Consider the following 24,382-nt stretch of genomic DNA (forward strand, 5'->3'; position numbering starts at 1 on the left):
TGTTCAACCGTAGACGCCGGCGAGCAGCAGAGCGGGCGGCACGAAGGCGACGATCACCAGCAGAGCGACGACCACGGCCGACAGGAGAGCGATCTGCAGACCTCGCTGCTTCGGCCGCTTCGTGCGCGTGTAGATGAACGCGATCAGAGCGCCGACCAGCATCCCGCCCAGGTGCGCCTGCCAGGCGATGCCGGTGACGAAGAATCCGTAGGCGAAGTTGATCACCAGGATCACCAGGATGCCGGTGACGTTCGCCCCGAGGTGCCGGCCGACGATGAGCAGGGCCGCCATCAGGCCGAAGATCGCACCGGATGCTCCGACCGTCGCCTGGGTCGGATCCAGGCACGCCACCGCGACCGAGCCACCGAGGCCGCTGATCAGATACAGCGTGAGATAGCGCCAGCGCCCCAGCATCGGCTCCAGGCTGCGCCCGATCATCCACAGCGCCAGCATGTTCAGCGCAAGGTGGATGAAGCCGCCGTGCACGAGCGTGGCCGTAAGCAGGCGCCAGGGCTCGAACGGATACGGCGAGATACTCGGGTAGAGGTAGACGCCCGAGAAGAGCAGCGCGTTCGTGATCTGCCGGCCGATCCCGGGGATCATCGCGATCAGGCTGACCAGGCTGGTCACGGCCATGATCGCGTAGGTGACGATCGGCTTGCCGTCGGCGGCCGACGACATGCCCCACTGCCGGCGCGCGCGGCGCTGGGCGGGGGTCTCGGCCTTGCGCTGGGCCTTCAGGCACTCAGGGCAGATGACGCCGACCGGCCCCTGCGTCTGGCACTCCGGGCAGATGGTGCGGAGGCAGCGCTGGCAGAGCACGAAGCTCTGCCGATCCGGATGCCGGTAGCAGAAGTTCTCACGGTTGGCCGTGAACTCGGGCGTGGTCATCCGGATCGGCGGGCGCGATCAGGCCGCGACGATGTCGACTGACTGCAGCACGACCGGCTCGATCGGACGGTCGCCCGCGGCGGTCGGCACGGCGGCGATGGCGTCGACGACGGCCTTCGAGGCGTCATCGGCGACCTCGCCGAAGATCGTGTGCTTGCCCTGCAGCCAGGGCGTCGGGTCGGTGGTGATGAAGAACTGCGAGCCGTTGGTGCCCTCGGCCTGGCCGGTGATGGCGTTGCGGCGCAGGCCCGCGTTCGCCATGGCGAGGATGTACGGAGCATTGAAGTTCAGCTCCATGTTGATCTCGTCGTTGAAGGTGTAGCCGGGTCCGCCGACGCCCTGACCGAGCGGGTCGCCGCCCTGGATCATGAAGTTCGGGATGATGCGGTGGAAGATGACGTCCTTGTACAGCGGACCCTCGCCGGGCTTGCCGGTGGCGGGGTCGGTCCAGGAGCCGGTGCCGTCGGCGAGGCCGACGAAGTTCTTGACCGTGTTCGGGGCGTGGTCGCCGAACAGGTTGATGACGATGTCACCGTGGTTGGTGTGCAGGGTTGCGACGTGCGAAGCGTGAGCCATGCCCTCCATTCTCGCAGAGGATGCTTTGAATGCGGCCGGTTCTGTGCCGCGCAGGGAATGCATCTGGCAGGATGGGGACAACGAACTCCGATCGACGGGAGAGAACGTGAACGTCAGCCGCAAGCGCAAGAAGGAACTGCGCAAGCTTCAGGAAGACGCAGGCCGGCTCTGGGAGTCGCAGCAGGTGCTCGTCGGTCAGGCCGCCGACGTCGCGCGCGAGGCCAGCCGCCAGCTCGGCAACTTCAACCGTGAACAGGTCGTGCCGGTCGTGCAGGACACGTACAACCGCAAGGTCGCTCCTGTGGTCGATCAGAGCGTGCGCTACGGCCGCCACGTCGTCGACGACAAGGTCGTCCCGATCGTCGGTGGTGTCGTCGGCACCGCACTGTCGGCCTGGGATGTCGCCAACGCCAAGCGTCAGGGCGTCGCACGCCAGGCCGCGCCGGTGCCGGCGAGCAGCGGACTCGGCCTCGGTCGTGTCATCGCTATCATCCTCGGCGTCGCGGCGGCGGTCGGCGTGATCGCCGCCGCCTGGCAGGCGCTGCGTGCCGACGACGAGCTCTGGGTCGCCGACGACCCGCTGTCGCCGCCGAACGCGTGACATCTTCTTCGGTCCCTGAACCGGCCGAAGGGCACTCCCGGGTGCGTGACGCCGCGGCCGCCCGTGGACTCGAGATCGAGATCCGCGAGCGTCCCGCGGCGAACAGCCTGCAGGAAGCTGCCGACATCCTCGGCATCCCGGCATCCGGCATCGTGAAGACGCTGGTCGTGAAGCGGTCGGACGACACCTACCTGTTCGCCCTCGTGCCCGGCGGCCGGTCGATCTCCTGGCCGAAGCTGCGCGCGATCGTGGGCGTGAACAAGCTGCGCCTGCCCGAGGCAGAGCTGGCGCTGGCCGCCACCGGCTACGAGCGGGGGACGATCACCCCGGTCGGCAGCACCACGGACTGGCCGGTGTTCGCCGACGAGAGCATCGTCGGGCAGCGCGTCGCGATGGGCGCCGGCGCGCACGGCTACAGCCTGTTCGTCGACGCCGACGCCCTCATCGCCGCCTACGGCGCGACCGTCGCCGACATCTCCGAGCCGGAGAAGCCCCGCGACTAGGGCGAACGTCCTTCGTCTCGCTTCGCTCGCTCAGGACCCGGGCAGATCCGGACCCTGAGCGAGCGAGGGACGAGCGACTCCGCCCCGGGTCCTGAGCGAGCGAGGGACGAGCGAGACGAAGGGCGTCCCGCATCACGCTCTCAGCGCGCGAACAGCAGCTTCCCGCCGCCGATGACGCGCTCGCGGGGGAGCGTGCGCACCAGCGCATCCATCGGGTTCTCCGCGTCGATGAGCACGATGTCGGCGCGCGAACCGGCGGCGAGATCGTTCTGCGCGACGCCGGCGAACGGCGCGGCGGCCGAGGTGGCCAGCTGCACGACGCGGAGCAGGTCCTCGTCGCGCACGATGCCGGAGCCGCGGGCGTACTGCCAGGCGATTCCCATCAGGTCGCCGGTGCCGTACGGGCTCCACAGGTCGCGGATGCCGTCCGTGCCGAAGCCGAAGCGCACGCCGGCGTCGTCGAACTCGTGCAGGCCGAACTGCGTCATCCGCACCGGCGCGACCGTGGTCATGGTGATGTCGAGCTCGGCCATCTGTGCGAGCAGCTCCGCGCGCCGCTGCGGAGTCTGGTCGACGATCGCGAAGCCGTGCGCGATGTTGACCTTGCCCTGCAGGCCCAGCGTGCGGGTGCGGTCGATGATGAGGTCGAACTGGAACGCGCCCAGCGAACCGCCGTCGTGCAGGTGGATGTCGACGCCGGTGCCGTACTCGGCGGCGAGGCCGAGGATGGCATCGATCTGGCCGACCGGGTCGCGGTCGATGCCGGCCGGGTCCAGGCCGCCGATGTGCTCGACGCCCGCCTTCGCGGCATCCTCGAGCAGGGCGAGCACGCCGGGGCGACGCAGCACGCCGTCCTGCGGGAAGGCGATGATCTCGCAGGCGAGCGCGCCGTCGTAGGCGGCGACGGCCTCGCGCACGGCCTCGATGCCGCGCAGGCCGAGGCCGAGGTCGACGTCGACGTGGGTGCGGATCTCGGTGGTGCCGGTCTTCACCGACTCGGCGAGCACGGCACCGGTGATCTCGACGCTGGGGATGCCGAGCTCGTCGCGACGGGCGCGCTCGTGACGGATGCGGCCGTCGGTGCCGCCCTCGCCGCCGTAGGACTGCCACGGGTGCCCCCACCACGACTTGTCGACGTGGGCGTGCGTGTTCACCAGGCCGGGAATGGCGAGCAGGCCGCGCCCGTCGACCTCGGTGTCTGCGATGGGAGCATCCGTCGCGGGGACGACCCGCGTGATCTCGGAGCCGTCGATGAGGATGTCGCTTGCCTCCCCTCCCCAGGGGCGGACGTTGCGGACTGCGGTGACTGCGGGGAAGGAGGTGCTCATCGCTCCATCCTCGCCGAAGTTCAGCGGATGCCCGCCATCCGCAGGGCGATGTCGACGAGCTTCACGCGGTGCAGCGATTCGACGCGCGCCGGCGTGAACCATCCGGCGCGGTCCGTGGAGCCGTTCTCCTCGAAGCGCAGCTTTCCGCCGGTGACCTCTGCGCGGTACACGATCCGCAGTGTGTGCAGCGGTTCCTCCGAATGGGTGATCCGGCGCGTCGCGGGGATCACCCGGGAGTGGATGCCGAGCAGCTCTCGCACCGCGATCGAGTAGCCGGTCTCCTCGCGGACCTCGCGGCGCACGGCATCCTCGGGATCCTCGCCGTCCTCGAGACCGCCGCCCGGCATGGTCCAGGCGATGCGTCGCCCCTCCGTCCAGCGTGCGAGCAGGATCCGATCGCTGTCGTCGGTGACGACGGCGTAGGCGGCCACGCGCAGATCCATGAATTCACAGTAGCCGTCAGGAATCGAGAAGCGCCTCCCTGTGACCCGGCCGTAGCGTGAGAGCACACCCCAGGAGAGGACCCATCATGGACACCACGACCGAGAGCACCGTGAACTTCACCGACACCGAGCGCGCCGCCATGAAGGAGCGCACCAAGGAGGCGCGCACCGCGCGCAGCCGGGCGAAGAAGTCGCCCGAGGAGGTCTACGCCGAGGGCCTCGCCGAGGTGCAGGAGAAGATCGCCGGGCTCCCCGACGAGGATCGGATGCTGGGCGAGCAGGTGCAGGCCCTCGTCGCCGAGAACGCGCCGCACCTGGTGCCGCGCACCTACTACGGCATGCCCGCGTGGGCGAACGCCGCCGGCAAGGTGGTGTGCTTCTTCAAGCCGAAGTCGAAGTTCAAGGTGCGCTACGCCACCTTCGAGTTCGAGTCACCCGCGGCGCTCGACGACGGCAACGTGTGGCCTGTGTCGTTCGCGCTCACCCGCCTCGAGGACGCCGACCGCGAGTTCCTCGCAGCGCTCGTCCGCCGCGCGGCATCCTGAACAGGCTCAGACCGGCGTGACGCCGATCCGGTCGAGGGCGTCGGCGAGGCGGGCGACCGTCCCGTCGATGTCGCCGAGCTTGTCGAGACCGAACAGACCGATGCGAAAGGTCGAGAAGTCCTCGGGCTCGCCGCAGTGCAGCGGCACGCCGGCGGCGACCTGCAGCCCGGCCTCGCGCAGGCGCGCGCCGGTGCGCAGGCCCGGGTCGTCGGCGTGCACGACGACGACGCTGGGCGCCGCCCAGTCGGATGCCGCGACAGAGGGCAGCCCGCGAGCGGCGAGCACCTCGCGCACCTTGGCGCCGAGCTCGACCTGCGCGTCGCGGACGGTCGTGAAGCCCCGGTCCCGGGTCTCGATCATCTGGGTCAGGTTGTGCGCGATCGAATCGGTCGGCATGGTCGCGTGGTACGCGGCGCGGCCGTCGACGTAGGCGTCCGCCATCGCCAACCAGGTGCGCAGATCGAGGGCGAAACTGCTGGACTCCCGGGCCTCGACGACCTCGCGGGCGGCGGCACTGAGCATGACGTACCCGGTGCCCGGCGTGCCGCTCCAGCCCTTCTGCGGTGCGCTGATCAGCACGTCGACGCCGAGCTCCTGCATGTCGACCCACATCGCGCCCGAGGCGACGCAGTCCAGCACGAACAGGCCACCGACCTCGTGCACGGCGGCGGCGAGCGAACGCACGTAGTCGTCGGTGAGCATGATGCCGGCGGCCGTCTCCACGTGCGGCGCGAAGACCACCTCGGGCTCGCGGGCGCGGATGACCTCGACGACCTCGTCGATGGGCGCCGGGCTCCAGGCCGCCTGGTGCTCGTCGGAGTCGGGCCTGGCCAGGCAGACGGTGACATCGGAAGCGAACTCGCCGGCATCCAGGATCTGCGACCAGCGGTACGAGAACAGGCCGTTGCGCACGACCAGCGCGCGGCGGCCGGCGGCCAGGTGCCGGGCCACCGACTCCATCGCATAGCTGCCGCCGCCGTTCACGATGGCGACGCTGTGCGCGTTGTACGCCTCGCGCAGGATGCCGAGGGTCTGCTTCATCACGCCGATGAAGCGCTGCGACATGTGGTTCAGGGAGCGGTCGGTGAAGACCACCGAGTACTCCAGCAGGCCGTCAGGGTCGATGTCAGCGTGGGGAAGACTCATGCTCCCCAGCTTGCCACGGCGGTGCGTGCGGCGTCAGACCTCGCGGACGCTGAGCAGCTGGTAGCCCTCGGGGACCTTCGCCTGCAGGGCCTCGAGGTCGTCGGCCTCGATCTCCTGCAGGCCGTCGCGGCGCTCGATGCGGGCCTCGGCGGTGAGGACGGTGTCCTTCTTCGCCATCGCCACGGGGGCGTGCACGAGCAGCCACCCCGGAGGGGTCTCGGCGGCGATCAGGTCGTTGATCTCGTCGAACTCGTGCCCCTGCACGGTGACGTTCTTGAATTCGACAGGACGGACGACACCGATGAGCACGCTTCGATCCTATGCGGGATGCCGGCCGCCCAGTGCCGCGGTGAGCAACTCGCCGGCCTCGACCACGGCATCCACCAGCTCTTCGCAGCGTGCCCACGGCATCCGCAGCGTGGGCCCCATCAGCGTGACAGCGCCGACCAGCGCGGAGTGCGAGTCGAAGACCGGCGCCGCGAGGCCCGAGGTCGCCTCGAGCCGTTCGCCGACGGTGATCGCGTAGCCGGCGGCGCGCGTCTCGGCGACGGCACGCCGCAGCTCCTGCGGATCGGTGATCGTCGCCTCGGTGAGCGCGGGCAGCGCCTGCGCCGTGATCTCGTCGAGCAGATCGTCGCGCCAGGCGAGGATGACCCGGCCCGAGCTGCCCACGTGCAGGGGCTGGATGCGCCCGACGTACATCTCGCTGCGCAGGGCGTGGTGCGTCTCGGCCAGGCCGATGCACACCCGCGACCCCTGCTCGGCGCGGAAGAAGCAGGCGGTCTCGCCGGTCTCGTCACGCAGCGCGTTCAGACGCGGTGTGAGCAGCTCGGTGAAGTCGCGGCTGCGCGCGGCGGGCCCTGCCCAGAAGGCCATCCGGGCGCCGATCCGGAAGTCGTCGCCGGTGCGGTCGAGGAATCCGTGCTGCACGAGGTTCCCCAGCAGCCGATGCGTCGTCGAGGTCGGCAGCCCGGTGATCGAGCGGATCTCGGCCGCCGTTCGCGTCGGTGCGGTGAGGGTGAAGGCGTCCAGGATCGCGGCGATCTTGCCCAGAACCAGGAGCGGCTGTTCTGCCATGCACTGATCCTACGGCTCGCGCGACCGCTCTTCTCAAATAGTGAGAATCAACTTAGTATGTGAGAACTGATTCCTCGAAGGGGAGGCTTCTCATGCCCGACTGGTACACCATGGGTGTCGTCGCGCTCGTCATCATCGCCGTCGTGCTCGCCATCGTCAGATTCCGCATCAACCCCGTGATCGCCCTCGCCGTCGGCGCTGCCGGCATCGGGCTGCTCACCGGCCTCGGCCCCGTGGACACCGTCAAGACCATGACCACCGGCTTCGGCGAGGTCATGATGGATGCCGGTCTCCTGATCGCCTGGGGAGTGCTGATCGGCGCGATGCTGAACGAGATGGGCGCGATCACCCGGCTGGTGGACGCACTGCTGCGCACATTCGGTCCCAAGGGCATCCCATACGCACTCGGCCTGTCCTTCGCGACCTACCTGCAGACGATCTTCATCGACGTCATGATCGTGATGGCCGCGCCACTGGCCCGGCGCATCGCGCCGCGTCTGGGCAAGGCCGGCACCGGCATCATCGCCGCCACCTTCGCGATCAGCCTCGAGACCGGCATCGTGCTGATGGTCCCGGGCTTCGCCGCCGTCGCGCTGGCCGGCCTTCTGAATGTTCCCCTCGGCATCATGATGCTCGGCGGCTTCGCCGTGGTCGTCCCCACCGTCATCCTCGCGATCATCGTGATGACCGTGCTGTTCCGCGCCGGATTCTGGAACCCGCTCCGTGACGAGGAGGAGACGATCCAGGACGAGGATGTCGAGCGTGAGCCGTCCCTGGTGCGCGCCTCCGCGGCGGAGGACGGCGTCGAGCTGGACTCCACGCGCACCGGCACCCTGCGCACGGCGATCGGCGGCACTCCGAACCGGCACGCCTCGGGCGGAGCGGTCGCCGAGACCCGCGAGCCCCCGCTGCTGCTCCTGTTCGGACCGATGCTCGCCGCCCTCGCGCTCATCGCCGCCCAGGCCGTCCTCACCGTGATGGGCGTCGAGAACCCGGTGATGCAGTTCCTCGGCGACCCGGTGATCGCCCTGCTGCTCGCCGTCATCGCGACCGGACTGGTCGGCCGCGCGGCCGTGGGGATCAAGCGCATCGAGAAGTCGCTGGTGAAGGGCTTCCAGGACGGCGGGCAGATCTTCGTTCTCACCGGCATCGGCGGATCGCTCGCCGCGGTGATCGCCAAGGGCGACCTCGGCGAGGTGCTCAAGGGCTACTTCCAGGCGACCACATGGGCGCCGATCCTCGTCGTCTGGGTCATGGCCGCGCTGCTGCACATCGCCGTCGGGTCGGTCACGCTCTCGGCCATCACCGCCGCAGGCATCATCGCACCGGCCGCCGCGAGCCTCGGCCTGAACCCGCTGATCATCGCACTGGCCGCCGGCGCCGGCGCGCTGTTCTGCATCCACGTCACGTCGAACACGTTCTGGCTGCTCAAGTTGTTCCTCGGCCAATCCGTGCGCGGCGCGCTGAAGACCGTGACGGTCGGCGTCTCCGTGGCATCCGTCATCGCCCTCGGCATGACGCTGATCCTGTCCGTCTTCGTGCACTGAGAGAACCGCACATCATGACCGCATCGCCCCTGCACGGCGTCCGTGTGATCGAACTCGGCAACTACATCGCCGCGCCGACCACCGGGCGCCTGCTCGCCGACTTCGGCGCCGACGTCATCAAGATCGAGCGGCCCCGCACCGGTGACGAGCTGCGCCGCTGGCGGCTCTACGCCGGCGACACATCGATGCTGTACCGCACCACGAACCGCGGCAAGCGCTCGCTGGTGGTCGATCTGCGCAGCGGTGAGGGACGCGCGATCGTGCTGGACCTGATCCGTGGCGCCGACGTGCTGCTGGAGAACTTCCGGCCGGGCACGCTCGACCGATGGGGCCTCGACGCCGACACGCTGCAGGAGGCGAACCCGCGACTCGTCGTCGCGCGGATCTCGGCCTTCGGGCAGACCGGGCCGCTCTCCGCCCGGCCCGGGTTCGCCGCGGTGGCCGAGGCGTACGGCGGCTTCCGCGAACTGGTCGGCGAACCGGGTCGCCCGCCGAGCCGCACCGGCGTCTCGATCGGCGACACCATCGCCGGCATCTACGCCGCCTTCGGCGTGATGATGTCGCTGTTCGAGCGGGAGCGGGGCGAAGAGGACGTCACGCTGCCCCTGGACCGCCGCACCATCGACGTCGCCCTCAATGAGACGATGCTCTCGGTCACCGAGTCGCTGATCCCGGAGTGGGAGGCGTACGGCATCCGCCGCGAGCGCACCGGCGGACGGATGCAGGGCATCGCGCCGTCGAACGCGTATCTCTGCGGCGACGGGAAGAGCATCGTGGTCGCCGGCAACGGCGACGCGATCTTCCAGCGGTACATGACCCTGATCGGGCGGCCCGACCTCGGATCCGACCCCGACCTGCAGTCGAACGAGGGTCGCTGGGAGGCCCGCGACACACTCGACGACGCGATCGGCGCATGGGCGGCGCAGCGCACCAGCGCCGAGGCGCTGCAGACGCTAGACGATGCGGGCGTTCCCGCCGGTCCGATCTACACGGCGGAGGACGTCACCACCGACGAGCAGTATGCCGCTCGCGGCATGATCCAGAGATTCGACGTGCACGACGGTGATCAGCTGCGCCGAGACGTCGGTTTCCCGGGCATCGTCCCGGTGATCGGCGGGGTCTCGCGCCCCATCACGGCGCTCGGCCCCGACCTCGGCCAGCACACCGCGGAGATCCTCGCTGAGCTGGGCTGGGCGCAGGAGCGGATCGACGACTACGAGACGAGGATGCGATGAGCGTGCAGTACCGGGATGTCACCCTACGGGACGGCCTGCAGCTGGCGGGGAAGAATCTGCCGACCGATCGCAAGATCGCCCTCGTGCGGGAGCTCTTCGCGCTCGGCGTCGAGCACCTCGAGGTCGGGTCGATGGCCAGGCCGGATCTCGTTCCGACGATGGCGGACACCCTCGACGTCGTCGCGGGACTCGATGCCGCCGATCGCGAGCGGGTCTGGATCTGGACCGCGACGCCCCGGCACGTCGAGCGCGCGGCGGCCGCAGGCGTCCGGGGCTTCCAGTACTGCTTCTCGGCGTCCGACAGCCACAACCGGGCGAACATCGGCCGCGACACCGAGGCGTCGCTCGCCGCGATGCCCGATGCGATCGCCGCGGCATCCGAAGTGGGCGGACGCGTGCAGCTGTGCATCGCGACCTCGTTCACCTGCCCGTTCGAGGGCGTCGTGCCGATCGACCGGTTCCAGGCGATCCTCGACGATCCCCGCACGGAGGGCGCCGTCGACGTCGTGGTGTGCGACACCCTCGGCCAGGCCGATCCCGGTGAGGTGCGCCGGCGGGTCGCGCTTGCCAAGGAGCGCCGCCCAGAGCTCGGCATCGTCTACCACGGGCACGACACCTGGGGTCTGGGCGTGGCCAACGCCGCGGCCGCAGTGGAGGCCGGCGCCGATGTCGTGGACGGCGCGCTCGGCGGGCTGGGCGGATGCCCGTTCGCCCCCGGCGCCTCGGGGAACACCGCGCTGGAGGACCTCGTCTTCGCCTTCCGCCCCGAGTGGCTGGACGTGGGGACGTTCGAGACCCTCGTGCATCTCGGCGAGGAGATCACCGGGGCGGTGCAGGAGCCGAACCGCTCACGCGCACGGGCCGGCGCACGGAGCGAGGCGCACGCCTTCCCCTGGGTGCTGCCGGCTTGACGCGCTGAGGGTTGCGTTCGGGCATCCGCCGAGCAATACTTAGCCACATGGCAAAGTATGACGGGCTCGACGAAGTCTTCGTCGCCCTCGCCGACCCCACCCGTCGCGCGGTGATCCGCCGGCTCGGCGGAGGCCCGGCGAGCGTGAGCGAACTGGCTGCGCCGTTTCCGATCACCCTTCCGTCGTTCATGAAACACGTGCGGATGCTGGAGTCCAGCGGATTGATCCGCACCGCGAAGACCGGACGGGTGCGCCACTGCACCCTCGACCGGGAGCGGCTCGCGCTCGTGGACGACTGGCTCGCGGAGCAGCGCGACCTGTGGGCTCGGCGCACCGACCGCCTGGAACGATTCGTCACAGACCTGGAGGAGACCCCATGACCACCTTCGACCCCGCGCTCGACCTGTCGCTGGAGCGCACCATCCGCGCTCCACGCGAGACGATCTGGAACGCCTGGACCGACCCCGCGCAGCTCGCGCAGTGGTGGGTGCCCGCTCCCACCGTCGCCCGCGTCGAGCGGCTCGATGTGCGACCAGGCGGGGCATTCGTCACGAGCATGAGCGATGACGGCACGGCGTTCGTGCCGCACACCGACGGCATCTTCCTCGTCGTCGAGCCGGGGGAGCGCCTGGTCTTCACGAACGCGATCGACAGTGCCTGGCGGCCCGCGACCCCGCAGCCGGTCGCGATGACCGCCGAGATCACGCTGTCGCCGGATGCCGCCGGCACCGCCTATCGGGTGGTCGTCCGGCACCGCGATCCTGCGACACGCGACCGCCACGAGGAGCTCGGGTTCTTCGAAGGATGGGGCACCGTGACCGCTGCCCTCGCCGCCCTCGCTGAAGCGTCCGCCTGAGTCGACGCAGCCTCGCCGACCGCTGATCCCGTCGCAGTCCGGCGCGGTGTTCGGCCCCGGGTCTACCATGCGTAGCGGAGCAGCTCATGGACCCGCACGCCGAGCAGGATGCCGCGGGCCGCGACGGGGATCGCCGCGGCCGTGCCCTGCGCTGGCCGATGCTGTGCTGGGTCACGATCCTGCTGCTGATCGGCGTCGTGCAGATCGTGCGTGCGCAATGGTTCGACACCGCGGTGTTCCTGACCGCGGCGGTGTCCGTCGCCGCGAGCGCCGCGCTGCCGCGCCACGTGCCCGCCGCCGCGCCGCTGCGTCCGCTCCTCGCCACGGCGGTCCTGCTCGGCGCGTTCCTCTGCCTGATGCCGCGACACAGCCCGGGGATGGCGGCGGTCGTACTCCTGACCGGTGCCGGCGCGGTCGTGGTCGCCTGGTCCGGAGCATTCGCGGGCCCTCACCGATGGACGCCTGGCCTGCGGCGCCTGGGCACCGTGTGGGCGGCGGCGCTGATCGCCGGATGCGTGTGGGAGCTGGTGCAGTTCATCCTCGGCGAGATCGCACCCGATCGTCCGACGTACGCGCTCAGCGACCTCATCGATCCGCTGCTCGACAGCGCCGCAGGGCGCTCGGCGTTCATCGCGGCCTGGCTGGCGTGCGGGGTCTTCCTGCTTCGCCGGGGAAGGCGCCGATGATGCTGCTCAGCACAGCGTTCTTCGCACTCTGCGCGATCACGCTCTGGCTCGCGTCCTGGGGCATCCGCATGCGGCATCCCGAGGCGACGGTGACCGAGCTCTTCGACCTTCTGCTCGACGATCGATCGGTCCGGCTCGCGGTGATCGTGATCTGGTGGTGGCTCGGCTGGCACTTCCTCGCCGGCGCGACCCTGTGAAGCGGAAGGAGCATGAGATGACCGCATCCGATGTGACCGTCGACCTCGCCGAGTCGGCGGATGCCGAAGCGCTGACGCGGCTGCAGATCGCGTTCGGTGACGAGTTCGACTCGGCGGAGCCCGACTTCGACGTGCTGCTTCCCCGCTTCCGCAGATTCCTCGCGCACCCAGCGGCGTTCGCCCTGCTCGCGCGGCATGCCGGAGAGCTCGTCGGCTACGCCGTCGTCGCTCTGCGACCGGCGATCTACAACGAGGGCGGCCAGGTCGCCACGCTCGATGAGCTCTACGTGCGGCCGGAGCATCGCGCGCAGGGGATCGGCGCCCTGCTGCTGGACCGTGCAGTGCAGGAGTCTCGCGCACGGGATGCAGGCGAGATGCACATCAACGTCGACTCGGTCGACGTCGATGCCCGCCGCTTCTACGAGCGGCACGGCTTCCGCAACTCGCTGCCCGGCACCGACGATCCGGTGCTCTGGTACTTCGCCGAGTGGGACGAGGACTGAATCGCCTCAGGCCGAGGCGACGATCTCGGCGGTCTGGGCGCGGTCGAACGACTCGCGCGCGTACGCGATCTGGTCCTGGTGCTCCTCGGTCCAGTCCACCAGGGTCTGCACGGTGCGGTGCAGCGTGCTCCCCATCGTGGTGAGGCGGTACTCCACGCGCGGAGGCACCTCGGCGTAGATGGTGCGGTGCACGAGACCGTCCCGCTCGAGATTGCGCAGTGTGACCGTCAGCATCCGCTTGCTCACGCCGTGGATCTCGCGACCGAGTTCACCGAAGCGCATCGACCTGGTGTCGAGCAGGGCGATCACCAGCAACGACCACTTGTCGGCGATGCGGTCCAGAATCTGGCGCACCTCGCAGTCCTCGCGCACGTCCCACTGGAACGGGTCGCCGGCCTCGACGCAGTCCCGCTCGGCGGGGGTGGGTACTTCGAGGGAACCCGGGAACGTTGAAGTGCCTTCTTGTGCCATGCCCCAATGGTGACTGAACATGATCGAGGTTACAAGAGGTAACCGTGAATCGATTCATGATCGAGGAGACGAAAGTGACTGATCTGAAGAACCCGCCGCTGCCGTCGGCGGTCGCCTCGAAGGGGCCATGGGGTGTGCTCGCGGTCGTGACCGGCGCCCTCTTCCTGGAGGGCATCGACGTCGCCATGCTGAACGTCGCAGTGCCCAGCATCGCCGCGGACATCGGACTGGCGACGGGCTCGGCGCACTGGATCATCAGCGCCTACGTGCTGGCCTACGGCGGCTTCATGATCCTCGGCGGCCGGGTCGCCGACCTGCTCGGCCGCCGCCGCGTGTTCCTCACGGCTCTCGCCGTGTTCGCCGTCTTCTCCGCGTTCGGGGGCTTCGCGCAGGAGTCCTGGATGCTGATCGCCGTGCGTCTGGTGACCGGTGCTGCGGCCGGGTTCATGACCCCGGCCGGGTTCAGCCTGCTGACGACGAGCTTCCCGGAGGGGGAGCGGCGGGGCAGGGCGCTGGCGATCTACGGCGCGATCGGCGCCGCGGGCTTCTACCTCGGCGTCGTCGCGGGCGGGGTGATCACGTCGTTCGGCTGGCGCTGGGTGTTCTTCGTGCCCGCGGGGATCGCCCTCGTCTTCCTCGCGCTCGGCGCGCGCAGCATCCCTCGGTCGGATGCCGGAGCGCGGCCGCTTCGCGGCAGCTTCGACGTCGGCGGTGCGGTGACGCTGACCGCCGCGATGATGTCGTTCATCTACGGCGTGGTCAGCGTGGGCGAGCATCCCTCGGATCTGGTGGGCTACGGCGCACTCGCGCTCTCGGTCGCGCTCTTCCTCGCGTTCCTGGTGATCGAGCGCCGCGTCACCGACCCGCTCGTGCCCGCCGGCGTCATGACGCAGGGGCGACTGCCGTGGATGAGCGTCGTCGGCATGCTGTTCATCGGCGGCTTCTTCGCCTGGCAGTTCCTTCTGACGCTCTTCCTGCAGCAGCACCTGGGCTGGGGGCCGCTGGAGACCGGACTCACCTTCACGGCGATGGCCCTGGAGCTGCTGATCGCGCCGACCCTCACTCCGAAGATCGCCGCACGCTTCGGCAATCTGACCACTCTCATCGCCGGCATGGTGTCGATCTCGGCGGCGTTCCTGCTGACGCTGCGGCTGGACGGCTCGGCCGGATTCCTCGACCTGCTGCCCTCGCTGATCCTGGTCGGGGTCGCGTTCGCCCTCATCTACGGCCCGCTGACCGCTGCGGCGGTAGAGGGCGTCGACGAGGAACAGCACGGCGTCGCCGGAGGCATCGTCTACACCGGGTTCCAGTTCGGTGCCGCGCTCGGGGTGTCGATCGTGACGATCGTGCTCCTCGCTGGCGGGGAGGATCCGAGCGGAGCCGACTACACGCGAGCGCTGTGGGTGCCCTTCGCCGCAGTGATCGCCGGACTGGCGGTGGCGATGCTCGCGCGGATCAGTTCCCGCGGGGCTGGAGCTCGCTGATCGATGCCCAGTCGTCGTGGGCGAGGCCGTCACGGATGGCCTGCTCGAAGACCGAGCGGAGCAGCTCGCCGACCGGCAGCGGCACCTCGTGCTCCGCTGCCGTGTCGAGCGCGAGATGGAGGTCCTTCTGACCGAGCTCGGTCGTGAACCCCGCCGGCCGGTATCGACGCTCGGCGATCAGCATGCCGTAGGAGGAATACACCGGTCCGGGGAACAGCGTCGAGGTGAGCAGCTCCACCAGCTGGTGCGCGTCCACACCGCTGGCCTCAGCCAGGCTCACCGCTTCGCCGAGGGACTGGATCGCGGCGGCGATCAGATAGTTGCCGAGGATCTTCACGAGGTTCGCCTGCTCCGGGGCCTCGCCGAGTCGCCAGGTGCGGGTGCCGATCACGTCGAAGAACGGCTGCACACGGTCGATCAGATCTGCGGGTCCTGCGGCGAGCACGTTGAGGGCTCCCGCTTCGGCGACCGGCACCCTGCCGAAGACGGGAGCGGCGACATAGCCTATGCCGTTCTCGGCATGCACTTCGGTCGCGCGGCGTGCCAGCGCCGTGCTGACGGTGGCGAGGTTCACATGCACGGTGCCGGACGGCAGGTCTGTGAGCACGTCCGAATCGAGGAACGTCGCCGCGACAGCGGCATCGTTCGACAGCAGCGACAACACGGTGCCCGCCTGCATCGCCTCGGCGACGGTGTCCGCGGGGCGGGCGCCCTCAGCGACGAGCTCGGCGACCGGCTCGGGTGAGCGGTTCCAGACCGTGACCTCGTGTCCGGCGGCGAGAAGGTTGCGGGCGATCGGTCGCCCCATGGCTCCGAGACCGACGACGGCGATGCTGCTCATGTCGGCCACACTACCGGCGAGCCCGGCGGGCGGCACGGGTCAGGCGACCCGATCCAGTGCCTCGGGGATCCGCATCGACCACTCGGCCGGCGCGTCCGTCGCCGGTGCCTCCGGCAGCGTTCCCTCGCCGTCCGGCTTCGGAATGGCCGAGAGCAGCGACTCGGTGTACGGATGCGCCGGCTGCGACCACACCAGGGGCGTCGGCCCCGACTCCACGATCCGTCCGCGGTACATCACCGCGACGCGATCGGCCATCAGTCGCACAACCGACAGGTCGTGCGAGATGAACAGCATCGCCGCGCCCGACGCCACGCACAGCTCGCGCATCATGCCCGCGACGGATGCCTGGGCCGAGGCATCCAGCGCCGAGATCGGCTCGTCCGCGACGATCAGGTCGGGTCGTGCGGCCAGCGCGCGAGCGATCGCGACGCGCTGTCGCTGCCCGCCCGACAGCTGATACGGATAGCGGTTCTCCAGCGCGGGGGACAGGCCGACGGCCTTCAACCAGTGCGACGGTGCCTCGATGTCGAGCCCGCGTGCACGGGCTGCACGGGAGCCTGCGCTGATCTGCTGGGCGACGCGGACACGAGGGTTCAGCGAGGAGTTCGGGTCCTGGAACACCATCTGGATCGCGGTGAGCTCCTTCGGACGGGTGCGCATGCCGAGCGGCCGCACCGCACCACCGCGGTACTGCACCGTGCCCTCGCGCGGCGTCTCCATGCCGATCACGGCGCGAGCCGTCGACGACTTGCCGCATCCGCTCTCGCCGACCAGCGCGAGCACCTCGCCGCGCGCGATGTCGAACGAGACCCCGTCGACCGCGCGGAACGCGGCCCGCCCGCCGTACTCGACGACGAGACCGTCGACGTGCAGCACGGGTCCGCTGTCGTTCGTTTCGGTCATGAGAAGTCCCCCTCGTCGAGGTCGAGCATCGATTCCTGCGCGTCCGGCATCGCGTCGAGCAGTTCGCGCGAGTACGGATGCTGCGGATCCGTGAACACCTGCCGGCGGGTACCGGCCTCGACGATCAGGCCGCCGCGCATCACGGCGACGTCATCGGCCACCGCGCTCATCACGCCGAGGTCGTGGGTGACCAGCAGGATGGCGAGGTCGCGCTGCTCGGCGAGATCACGCAGCAGATGCAGGATGCCGGCCTGCACGGTGCCGTCGAGGGCGGTGGTCGGCTCGTCCGCGAGGATCACCTCCGGGTCGCACGCGAGCGCGATCGCGATCGCGATGCGCTGCCGCTGCCCGCCGGAGAACTGGTGCGGATACTTGTGCAGCGCCTCCTCAGGCGATGGCACGCGCACCAGCGCGAGCAGTTCGGCGGCGCGGGTCCTGGCGGCGGCCTTCGACAGTCCGAGGTGCGCTCGCATGCCGTCGGCCAGCTGCGCGCCGACGGTGATCTGCGGATGCAGGCTGGCGGACGGATCCTGGAAGATCATGCCGATCCGCGCACCGCGCACCCTCCGGTACTCCTTGGTGCTCATCCCGACGAGTTCCGTGTCGCCGAGCCGGATCGATCCGGATGCGGTGCCGCCTGCGGGCAGCAGGCCCAGGATCGCCATGGCGGTCATGCTCTTGCCGGAGCCCGACTCTCCGGCGAGGCCCTGGATGCGCCCGGGGGTCAGCTCCAGGTCGATGCCCTTGACGACCTCGGTGCGGGAGGCCTTGCTCTGCCCGAGTACCACGTGCAGATCGCGGATGGTCAGAGCGCTCACAGCGTGGCCTCCACGTCGGTCGGGGTCTCCGCCTCGCGTTCGCGGGCGGCCAGCGGGTCGAGTGCGTCGCGCAGCGAGTCGCCGATGAAGTTGAACGCCATCACGACGCTGAGGATGGCGAGACCGGGGAACAGGCCGAGCCACCAGGCCGACGTGTTCTGCATCGCCGAGGAGATCATCGTGCCCCACTCCGGGGTGGGCGGCTGCGCGCCGAGGCCGAGGAACGACAGGCCGGAGAGCAGCAGGATCGCGGTGCCGATGTCGAGGGCCGCGAGCACGAGCACCGGGCCGGCGAAGTTCGGCAGCACATCCCGCAGCAGAGAGCGGATCGGCGACGAGCCGAGCAGGCGCCCGGCGACGACGTAGTTCTGGCTGCGCAGCGAGAGCACCAGGGAACGCGTGATGCGCGCGTACGGCGGCCAGGCGACGATGATGCCGGCGATCACGGCGTTCATGATCGAGGGGCCGAGGGATGCGGCGATCACCATGGCGAGGATCACGGTCGGGAACGCCATCACCATGTCGGTGATGCGCATCAGCACCTCGTCGAACCATCCGCCGAGGTACCCGGCGACGGCACCGACCACGGTGCCGATGAGCATCGCGAACACGACGAGCATGAGCGCGAGCGGAAGCGTCGTCTGCGCGCCGACGATGAGCCGGGAGAACACGTCCCGACCGTTCGCGTCGGTGCCCATGATGGCCTCCGCGCTGGGCGGCGCGAGGCGCGGCAGGTCCTGGGCGAGGGGGTCGTGCGGCGCGATCCAGGGAGCGAAGATCGCGACCAGGATCCAGCCGACGGCGATCACGGTGCCGACCACCGCGAGCGGGGTGCGCCAGGCGCGCGGCACGAGGGGGCGGCGACGACCCGGTGCCGTCTTCTTCTCGGGGACGAAGAGCTTCACGACAGCCTCACTCGCGGGTCCAGGAAGCCGTAGAGCACGTCCACGACGAGGTTGATGACGAGATAGATCACGCCGACGACGAGGCCGACGCCGGTGACGGCGAGCAGGTCGAGGTTCTTCGAGGCGTTGTAGGCGTAGGTGCCGAGGCCGGGCCACGCGAACACCGCCTCGACGAGGACGGTGCCGGAGAGCAGGCTGCCGAACGCGATTCCCACCAGGGTGAGGATCGGCAGCGCCGCACCGCGCAGCACATAGCCCATCACCACACGCCGCCCGCTGAGGCCCTTGGCGCGCGCGGCCCTGGCGTAGTCCATGTCGAGGACCTCGAGCACCGAGGTGCGCACGAAGCGGGTCAGGGTGGCGATCGTGAACAGGCTGAGCACGAGAACGGGCAGCGCGAGATGGCTCACGGCATCGAAGAAGCCGACGGAGTCGCCGTTCAGCAGATAGTCGATCGTGTAGAAGCCCGTGATCTTCGGCGGCGGGGTGATCGTGGGGGAGATGCGACCGGATCCGCTCACCCAGTGCAGGTTCATGAAGAACAGCTGGTAGCAGAGGATCGCCATCCAGAAGGTCGGGATGCTGAGACCGATCAGCGTGACCACCCGGACCACCTGGTCCGTGGCCTTGCCGCGGCGGTACGCGGCGAGCGTGCCGAGCACGACCGCGACGGAGAGGCTGATGATGATCGCGTAGAACGCGATCTCGCCGGTGGCGGGGACGGCCTTGGCCAGGTCCTCCGAGACCGGGCGTCCGGTGGTCAGCGACGTGCCGAGATCACCGTGGAGCAGGTTGCCGATGTAGACGAAGAAGCGCTGCCAGACGGGCAGGTCAAGCCCGTACTGCTCCCGGTACGCCGCGACCGTCGCCGGATTGGATGCCGCGCCCTCGCCGAGGGCCGCGGTGATCGGATCGCCCGGCACGAGCACGGTGAGCGAGAACGTCACGAACACGATCCCGAACAGCAGGATCACGCTGGTCACCGCGCGTCTGGCGAGGAAGCGCAGCAGGGTGTGCTGCGACTGCCGCACCTTGCGCGCGGCGATCGTCTGGGTCTGCGTCATGGTCGGCGCTTTCGGGTTCGAGGCCGTGGACGGCGGGATCGGACCGAACCGATCCCGCCGTCAGTGGTCACTTCGCGGGGTGCGCGGTCCGCAGGTCGAGCGTCCAGGTGACGTCGTACTGCAGACCGGCGACCGAGTCGTCGCTCGCCAGGTTGATGCCGGGGACGATCAGCGGCACGAACGGGCCACTCTCCTGCATCGCCTTGGCATAGTCGCCGAACAGGCCGTTGCGCTCATCGACGGTCGTGGCGTTCTGCGCCTTGGTGACGAGGTCGGCGATCGCGGAATCGGCGGTGGCCGGCCATCCGGCGCGCAGGCCGACCTTCTGGCCGGGGCCGAAGGGGAGGAACGACGTCGTGTCGGCGTAGTCCGGACCCCAGTACCAGAGCGAGAACGCCTCCTTGCCGCCGACGTACGGCTCCACCTCGGTCGCGAACGGCGCGGGGGCCAGCGAGGCGTTGATCCCGGCGGCCTTCAGCTGCTCCTGCACACGCTCGGCGACCGGCGTGAACTCGACGCCGCCGACGGGGTTGTCGTTCGGGAACTGCAGCTTGATCTCCTCGCCCTTGTAGCCCGAGTCTGCGAGTGCGGTCTTGGCCCGATCGAGGTCCTGCTTCACGCCCTCCTTGTTCGCGCCGGCGAACATCGGCGGGATGACGCCGGTGGCCTGCACGGAGCCGGCGCCGGCGAGCTCGAGCAGCTTGTCGTAGTCGAGGGCGTAGCGCACGGCCTCGGCGAACTTCGGAGACGCGGTGACCCCGCCGACCGCCTTGTCCTGGTTGATGAGGAGGAACAGCGTCTGCGCGGAGGGCGCGGAGTCCACGGTGAAGCCGTCGCCGAGATCCTTGACCTGGTCACCGGAGAGGTCGACCGCGATGTTCGAGTCGCCGCCCTTGAGGTTGGTCAGCTGGGTCGAGGACTGCGAGATGTTGCGGACGACGATCTTGTCGTAGGCGGCCTTGTCCTCGCCGTCGTAGTCCTTGTTCTTGACCAGCACGACCTGCGAGGTGAGGTCGAGGGAATCCAGCGTGTACGGCCCGGATCCCGCCGAGTTGGCGTCCAGCCAGCTCTTGGCACCGTCGGACATGTCCGCTGTGCCGCCGTTCTCCTTCACGAGCTTGGAGTTGAGGATCGACAGCGACGGGTTCGTCACGATCGCCGGCAGCTGCAGCGACGGGGTCTTGGTCGACAGCTTCACGGTCTTGTCGTCGACCTTCGTGACGGTGATCCCCGTCATGAGGAAGTTCGCCTTGGAGTCGGTGATGCCGGCCACGCGATTCAGCGAGAACACGACGTCGTCCGCGGTGACCGGGGTGCCGTCCGAGAACGTGCGGCCGTCCTGGAGCGTGAACGTGAACTCGGTGGCATCCGCGTTCTGCTCCATGGTCGCGAGGTCGGGCTCGGGAGTGGTCGAGTCGCCGTGGAAGGTGAGCAGCGTGTCGTAGACCGCGTGCAGCACCATGTTGCCGGTCGGGACGTAGTTGCGACCGGGGTCACCGGTCTCGAGCGAGAACGCGGTGTCGACGACCAGGGTGCCGCCCACGGAACCGGCGTCGTCGTTCTTCGCGGAGTTGCCTCCCGAGCAGCCGGCGAGCGCGAGGGCGGCCACGGCGACGATGGCGGCCGCGACGTGGCGAAGGGAACGTGCCACAGGAGTACCTCCTCAGTGAGATGGACAGGTCAGAAGACCTGAACGGGTTTGGACGCACTATATCCGAGGTATCGTCGGCAATTCGAGCAATCCATTGTCTCGATTCGGCCAATACGGCAATATGTCCAGCATGAATGAGATTCCCCCGCCCGCGTCTGGACGATCCGCTCCCGTCATCGACGAAATCGCGTACGACATCCTGCGGGTGCTGCGACGGAACGGACGGATCTCGATCGCCGCACTGGCGACCGAGGTGGGCATCTCCCGCGCGAGTGCGTACTCGCGGGTCGAGGCGATGACGCGCGCCGGGATCATCACCGGGTTCACGGCGCAGGTCGACACGAGCCGCCTCGGCCTCGGCGTGAGCGCCCTGGTCTTCTGCACCATCCAGCCGCAGAGCTGGTCGCCCTTCCTGCAGGCGATCAGCGAACTGCCCGATGTGGAGTCGGCGCGGGTGATGACCGGCGAGCACGACATCATGCTGGTCGTGCACAGCACCGACGTGGAGGCGATGCAGTCGCTGGTGATCGGCACGATCGCCGCCCTGCCCGAGGTGACCAAGATCGAGACCGTGATCGTGCTGAGCGAGGTCTTCCGCCGCCCCTATGTGCTGCCGGACGACATCCCTCAGCGTGCGTCGATGTCGGTCGACAGCGGCCTCATGCGGTTCACCCGCACGGATCAGGGGCGACCGCACCGGGTGTGAGGGGCCTCAGACCTGCACACACACGCTCACGTGCGGTTCGTCGCCGACGAGGAAGTCCTCGATCAGGCGGATGCGGCCGTCGTCGTCGCTCTCGGCACGGCTGACCGCCTCCCCGCGCACGACGGAACCGTCGCTGACGAGGGCGTGGGCGAAGGAGATCCGCACCTCGGGGCCGGCGACCTCGCCCACGAAGCGTCCCTCGGTGACGGTGTCGCCGAGGTACTCGCCCCAGACGAGCCGACCGTCCTGGTGGTACTCGAAGGTCGTCGGGTGATGGGGATCGACCGCACTCGCCGTGGACGAGACCATGGCGAAGCGCAGCCCGTCGAGAGACAGATCTGCAGGCATGAGCACGAGTATCACCCGATCACCCGGGTGTCGCGCAAGCTGAGCGCAGAACGTCCAACCCGAGCGCCGTCGCAGGAGGTTCGGGAAGACGAATTCCGCTCAGTTCGACACCCGCGGCGCAGTTCATCCCGATCTCGGAATATGCGTGGCGGCGACGCTGGCGTCCGGCCCGAGGAGCGACGTACCGTGGACGCGTGAGCACCCCCTTCCCCGCATCCGTGTACGCCGCCCGCCTCGACCGCGCTCGCGCGCTGACGGCCGAAGCCGGCCTCGATGCGATCGTCGTCGGACCGGGACCCGACCTGACCTACCTCGTCGGCGTCGAGGGCGACACGATCGAGCGGCTCACGGCGCTGGTCATCCCTGCGGCCGGGGATCCGACCGTCGTCGTGCCGCGCATGGAGCTCGCCAAGGTGCGCGACACCGCTGTCGGCTCGCTGGGCCTGGCCATCGCGGACTGGGTGGACGGCGAGGATCCGTACTCCCTCGTCACGGCCGCGATGAGTGGAACGGTGGCCCGCTTCGGTGTCGCCGATGCTTTACCCGCTCTGCACACCATCCCGCTGACGGACCGTCTGGGCGTCCGTCCTGAGCTGGCCACTCCTGTGCTGCGCGAGATCCGCATGATCAAGGATGCGGCCGAGGTCGCCGAGCTGCGCCGGGCCGGCGATGCGATCGACGCCGTGCATCGCCGCGTGCCCGGCCTGCTGCGCGCGGGCCGCACCGAGCGCGAGGTCGCTGCGGACATCGCCGCGGCGATCGTGGAGGAGGGGCATCGCACCGTCGAGTTCGTCATCGTCGGATCGGGCCCGAACGGCGCCGATCCGCACCACGAGGTGTCGGATCGGGTGATCCAGGACGGCGACGTCGTCGTCGTCGACATCGGCGGTGCCGTGCCCGCGGGCTACAACTCCGACAGCACGCGCACCTACACCGTCGGTGCTCCGGATGCCGAGGTGGCGCGACGGATCGGCGTGCTCGTGCGCGCCCAGCAGGCCGCCGTCGACGCGGTGCGCCCCGGTGTCACCGCCGAGCAGGTGGATGCCGCCGCCCGCGACGTGCTCGCCGCAGAGGGCCTGGCCGACGCCTTCCTGCACCGGACCGGGCACGGCATTGGTGTCACGACGCACGAGGAGCCGTACATCGCACCCGGCAATGCGCTGCCGCTGCGAGAGGGCATGGCGTTCAGCATCGAGCCGGGGATCTACTTCCCCGGTGAATGGGGCGCCCGCATCGAGGACATCGTCGTCGTCACCGCCGACGGCTGCGTGAACCTCAACAACACCCCGCACGACCTCACGCGAGCCGGCGACTGACGGCTACGGGATGAGCCGGTCGACCAGCTCGAAGGTGTCGTAGCGCTGGTCGTAGTCGCCGAAGTGGCCCTCGTCGCGGACGATCTGCGTGCCGCCGAGGTGGTCGAACATCAGCCGGCCCTGACTCGCGTCGCATCCGTACGGATCGGTCACGGAGTTGATGAAGTACAGATCTCCGGCGTTCGCACGAATCCGGTCCCAGTCGTAGAACTCCTGCAGCACGGGCTCCTCGGAGTCGTTCACCCTGGTGGCGTATCCGGCGACCAGGATCGACTGGGCGACCGGCGTCTCGAGGTGCTCGATCAGCGCGAGCAGCAGAGCAGCTCCGCCCGAGTGCCCGACCAGCACCGTGTCGGCATCGAAGTCGTGCACCGCCAGCACGCCGGGCAGGAACTCCGCGATCGGATCGACGTTGATGCGGGGAAAGGAGGGCCGCTCCACGCGGTACCCGCGGGCGGTCAGCCGGCCGTCGAGCCAGGGGTACCACGCGACATCCGGGCTTCCGCCGGTGCCATGGAAGATGATCGCGCTCCTGGTCATCGGTCGATGATAGCGAGAGATGAGAGAAGCCCCCGGCTTTCGCCGGGGGCTTCTCATTCTGTGGAGCCTAGGAGATTCGAACTCCTGACATCCTGCTTGCAAAGCAGGCGCTCTACCAACTGAGCTAAGGCCCCGAGCGGGATGATTCCCGCGGGTGATCCGCGAGCGGAGTGTGGGGCTACCAGGACTTGAACCTGGGACCTCTTCATTATCAGTGAAGCGCTCTAACCGCCTGAGCTATAGCCCCGTCAACCTCAAAGACTTTACCGGACTACGCCGGAAAATCCGAA

Annotated in this window: 30 protein-coding genes and 2 tRNA genes; 14 read left to right on the top strand and 18 right to left on the bottom strand. The window is 69.3% G+C overall.

The genetic code is table 11. The features are described 5' to 3' along the window. Positions 1-3: 3 nt before the first annotated feature. The gene (locus ACFVAE_RS10540) at positions 4-891 is read right to left on the bottom strand and encodes a rhomboid family intramembrane serine protease (RefSeq protein ID WP_378891492.1); all 888 of its coding nucleotides are present in this window, start codon (positions 889-891) and stop codon (positions 4-6) included. 18 nt (positions 892-909) lie between these two features. Beyond that, positions 910-1,467 (bottom strand): peptidylprolyl isomerase, encoded by a 558-nt coding sequence (locus tag ACFVAE_RS10545; RefSeq protein WP_378891495.1) that lies wholly within the window; start codon positions 1,465-1,467, stop codon positions 910-912. A gap of 106 nt (positions 1,468-1,573) precedes the next feature. Between ACFVAE_RS10545 and ACFVAE_RS10550 the strand changes: the two genes are divergently transcribed. Beyond that, positions 1,574-2,068, top strand: a complete 495-nt coding sequence (locus ACFVAE_RS10550; protein ID WP_378891497.1) for a DNA helicase — start codon at positions 1,574-1,576, stop codon at positions 2,066-2,068. Positions 2,069-2,109: 41 nt separating this feature from the next. Then, the gene (locus ACFVAE_RS10555) at positions 2,110-2,571 is read left to right on the top strand and encodes an aminoacyl-tRNA deacylase (protein WP_378891499.1); all 462 of its coding nucleotides are present in this window, start codon (positions 2,110-2,112) and stop codon (positions 2,569-2,571) included. Between the two features lie 140 nt (positions 2,572-2,711). Here the strand turns inward: ACFVAE_RS10555 and ACFVAE_RS10560 are convergent, their stop codons facing one another. After that, positions 2,712-3,899, bottom strand: coding sequence for an amidohydrolase family protein (locus ACFVAE_RS10560; protein WP_378891502.1), 1,188 nt, complete (start codon positions 3,897-3,899; stop codon positions 2,712-2,714). Positions 3,900-3,919: 20 nt separating this feature from the next. Then, positions 3,920-4,342 (bottom strand): NUDIX hydrolase, encoded by a 423-nt coding sequence (locus ACFVAE_RS10565; RefSeq protein WP_378858659.1) that lies wholly within the window; start codon positions 4,340-4,342, stop codon positions 3,920-3,922. An 86-nt stretch (positions 4,343-4,428) separates the two neighbouring features. Between ACFVAE_RS10565 and ACFVAE_RS10570 the strand changes: the two genes are divergently transcribed. Further along, positions 4,429-4,887: a hypothetical protein gene (locus ACFVAE_RS10570; RefSeq protein ID WP_378891505.1), complete on the top strand. Its 459-nt coding sequence runs from the start codon at positions 4,429-4,431 to the stop codon at positions 4,885-4,887. Positions 4,888-4,893: 6 nt separating this feature from the next. Here ACFVAE_RS10570 and ACFVAE_RS10575 read toward each other — a convergent pair whose 3' ends face one another. From ACFVAE_RS10575 to ACFVAE_RS10585, 3 genes are read right to left on the bottom strand one after another with little or no spacing between them, the layout of a single operon-like run. Beyond that, positions 4,894-6,033, bottom strand: a complete 1,140-nt coding sequence (locus ACFVAE_RS10575; protein ID WP_378891507.1) for an aminotransferase class V-fold PLP-dependent enzyme — start codon at positions 6,031-6,033, stop codon at positions 4,894-4,896. Positions 6,034-6,066: 33 nt separating this feature from the next. Next, positions 6,067-6,342, bottom strand: coding sequence for a hypothetical protein (locus ACFVAE_RS10580; protein ID WP_378891510.1), 276 nt, complete (start codon positions 6,340-6,342; stop codon positions 6,067-6,069). Between the two features lie 9 nt (positions 6,343-6,351). Next, positions 6,352-7,110: an IclR family transcriptional regulator gene (locus tag ACFVAE_RS10585; protein ID WP_378891513.1), complete on the bottom strand. Its 759-nt coding sequence runs from the start codon at positions 7,108-7,110 to the stop codon at positions 6,352-6,354. Positions 7,111-7,202: 92 nt separating this feature from the next. On the opposite strand from ACFVAE_RS10585, the gene ACFVAE_RS10590 reads away from it, so the two are divergent. The 8 genes from ACFVAE_RS10590 (at position 7,203) to ACFVAE_RS10625 (ending at position 13,045) form a co-directional block, all read left to right on the top strand. Beyond that, entirely contained in the window at positions 7,203-8,657 is a 1,455-nt protein-coding gene (locus ACFVAE_RS10590; protein ID WP_378891516.1) for a GntP family permease, read from the top strand. Positions 8,658-8,671: 14 nt separating this feature from the next. Continuing rightward, positions 8,672-9,892: a CaiB/BaiF CoA transferase family protein gene (locus ACFVAE_RS10595; protein WP_378891519.1), complete on the top strand. Its 1,221-nt coding sequence runs from the start codon at positions 8,672-8,674 to the stop codon at positions 9,890-9,892. After that, positions 9,889-10,803, top strand: a complete 915-nt coding sequence (locus ACFVAE_RS10600) for a hydroxymethylglutaryl-CoA lyase (RefSeq protein ID WP_378891521.1) — start codon at positions 9,889-9,891, stop codon at positions 10,801-10,803. The genes ACFVAE_RS10595 and ACFVAE_RS10600 overlap by 4 nt, the downstream gene beginning before the upstream one ends. A gap of 47 nt (positions 10,804-10,850) precedes the next feature. Next, on the top strand, positions 10,851-11,183 hold the full coding sequence (locus ACFVAE_RS10605) for an ArsR/SmtB family transcription factor (RefSeq protein WP_378858655.1): 333 nt from the start codon (positions 10,851-10,853) through the stop codon (positions 11,181-11,183). Next, positions 11,180-11,659 carry an SRPBCC domain-containing protein gene (locus ACFVAE_RS10610; RefSeq protein WP_378891524.1) on the top strand — a complete coding sequence of 160 codons (480 nt, stop codon included), beginning with the start codon at positions 11,180-11,182 and terminating at the stop codon, positions 11,657-11,659. The genes ACFVAE_RS10605 and ACFVAE_RS10610 overlap by 4 nt, the downstream gene beginning before the upstream one ends. A gap of 86 nt (positions 11,660-11,745) precedes the next feature. Further along, entirely contained in the window at positions 11,746-12,345 is a 600-nt protein-coding gene (locus tag ACFVAE_RS10615; RefSeq protein ID WP_378891527.1) for a hypothetical protein, read from the top strand. After that, positions 12,345-12,542 carry a DUF6186 family protein gene (locus ACFVAE_RS10620; protein WP_378891529.1) on the top strand — a complete coding sequence of 66 codons (198 nt, stop codon included), beginning with the start codon at positions 12,345-12,347 and terminating at the stop codon, positions 12,540-12,542. The genes ACFVAE_RS10615 and ACFVAE_RS10620 overlap by 1 nt, the downstream gene beginning before the upstream one ends. A gap of 17 nt (positions 12,543-12,559) precedes the next feature. Further along, positions 12,560-13,045 carry a GNAT family N-acetyltransferase gene (locus ACFVAE_RS10625; protein WP_378891532.1) on the top strand — a complete coding sequence of 162 codons (486 nt, stop codon included), beginning with the start codon at positions 12,560-12,562 and terminating at the stop codon, positions 13,043-13,045. Between the two features lie 6 nt (positions 13,046-13,051). On the opposite strand, the gene ACFVAE_RS10630 is transcribed toward ACFVAE_RS10625, so the two are convergent. Further along, positions 13,052-13,516 (bottom strand): winged helix-turn-helix transcriptional regulator, encoded by a 465-nt coding sequence (locus ACFVAE_RS10630; protein WP_378891534.1) that lies wholly within the window; start codon positions 13,514-13,516, stop codon positions 13,052-13,054. A gap of 74 nt (positions 13,517-13,590) precedes the next feature. On the opposite strand from ACFVAE_RS10630, the gene ACFVAE_RS10635 reads away from it, so the two are divergent. Beyond that, positions 13,591-15,000 (top strand): MFS transporter, encoded by a 1,410-nt coding sequence (locus tag ACFVAE_RS10635; protein WP_378891537.1) that lies wholly within the window; start codon positions 13,591-13,593, stop codon positions 14,998-15,000. Here ACFVAE_RS10635 and ACFVAE_RS10640 read toward each other — a convergent pair. The 6 genes from ACFVAE_RS10640 to ACFVAE_RS10665 all read right to left on the bottom strand — a co-directional run bounded on the left by ACFVAE_RS10640 (position 14,972) and on the right by ACFVAE_RS10665 (position 21,182). Beyond that, a complete protein-coding gene (locus tag ACFVAE_RS10640) occupies positions 14,972-15,841 on the bottom strand; it encodes an NAD(P)-dependent oxidoreductase (RefSeq protein WP_378891540.1) in 870 nt (289 codons plus the stop codon). The two genes, ACFVAE_RS10635 and ACFVAE_RS10640, sit on opposite strands and share 29 nt — an antisense overlap. A gap of 39 nt (positions 15,842-15,880) precedes the next feature. Further along, positions 15,881-16,744, bottom strand: a complete 864-nt coding sequence (locus tag ACFVAE_RS10645) for an ABC transporter ATP-binding protein (RefSeq protein WP_378891543.1) — start codon at positions 16,742-16,744, stop codon at positions 15,881-15,883. Beyond that, positions 16,741-17,562, bottom strand: a complete 822-nt coding sequence (locus ACFVAE_RS10650) for an ABC transporter ATP-binding protein (protein ID WP_378891545.1) — start codon at positions 17,560-17,562, stop codon at positions 16,741-16,743. Before ACFVAE_RS10650 ends, ACFVAE_RS10645 begins: the two co-directional genes overlap by 4 nt. Next, a complete protein-coding gene (locus tag ACFVAE_RS10655; protein WP_378891548.1) occupies positions 17,559-18,467 on the bottom strand; it encodes an ABC transporter permease in 909 nt (302 codons plus the stop codon). The genes ACFVAE_RS10650 and ACFVAE_RS10655 overlap by 4 nt, the downstream gene beginning before the upstream one ends. Continuing rightward, positions 18,464-19,531, bottom strand: coding sequence for an ABC transporter permease (locus ACFVAE_RS10660; RefSeq protein WP_378891550.1), 1,068 nt, complete (start codon positions 19,529-19,531; stop codon positions 18,464-18,466). The genes ACFVAE_RS10655 and ACFVAE_RS10660 overlap by 4 nt, the downstream gene beginning before the upstream one ends. Positions 19,532-19,598: 67 nt before the next feature. Beyond that, positions 19,599-21,182, bottom strand: a complete 1,584-nt coding sequence (locus ACFVAE_RS10665; RefSeq protein WP_378891552.1) for an ABC transporter substrate-binding protein — start codon at positions 21,180-21,182, stop codon at positions 19,599-19,601. A gap of 130 nt (positions 21,183-21,312) precedes the next feature. On the opposite strand from ACFVAE_RS10665, the gene ACFVAE_RS10670 reads away from it, so the two are divergent. Then, on the top strand, positions 21,313-21,888 hold the full coding sequence (locus ACFVAE_RS10670; protein WP_378891555.1) for an Lrp/AsnC family transcriptional regulator: 576 nt from the start codon (positions 21,313-21,315) through the stop codon (positions 21,886-21,888). 6 nt (positions 21,889-21,894) lie between these two features. Here ACFVAE_RS10670 and ACFVAE_RS10675 read toward each other — a convergent pair whose 3' ends face one another. After that, on the bottom strand, positions 21,895-22,236 hold the full coding sequence (locus ACFVAE_RS10675; protein WP_378891557.1) for a hypothetical protein: 342 nt from the start codon (positions 22,234-22,236) through the stop codon (positions 21,895-21,897). A 194-nt stretch (positions 22,237-22,430) separates the two neighbouring features. Between ACFVAE_RS10675 and ACFVAE_RS10680 the strand changes: the two genes are divergently transcribed. After that, entirely contained in the window at positions 22,431-23,552 is a 1,122-nt protein-coding gene (locus ACFVAE_RS10680; RefSeq protein WP_378891560.1) for a M24 family metallopeptidase, read from the top strand. A gap of 3 nt (positions 23,553-23,555) precedes the next feature. Here ACFVAE_RS10680 and ACFVAE_RS10685 read toward each other — a convergent pair whose 3' ends face one another. The 3 genes from ACFVAE_RS10685 to ACFVAE_RS10695 all read right to left on the bottom strand — a co-directional run bounded on the left by ACFVAE_RS10685 (position 23,556) and on the right by ACFVAE_RS10695 (position 24,339). Further along, entirely contained in the window at positions 23,556-24,092 is a 537-nt protein-coding gene (locus tag ACFVAE_RS10685) for an RBBP9/YdeN family alpha/beta hydrolase (protein WP_378891562.1), read from the bottom strand. A 61-nt stretch (positions 24,093-24,153) separates the two neighbouring features. Further along, positions 24,154-24,226 (bottom strand) — tRNA-Ala (locus ACFVAE_RS10690). Between the two features lie 39 nt (positions 24,227-24,265). Further along, positions 24,266-24,339 (bottom strand) — tRNA-Ile (locus ACFVAE_RS10695). Positions 24,340-24,382 lie beyond the last annotated feature (43 nt).

Origin of the sequence: Microbacterium sp. NPDC057659 (genome assembly GCF_042799915.1) — a bacterium.
Lineage (GTDB): Bacteria > Actinomycetota > Actinomycetes > Actinomycetales > Microbacteriaceae > Microbacterium.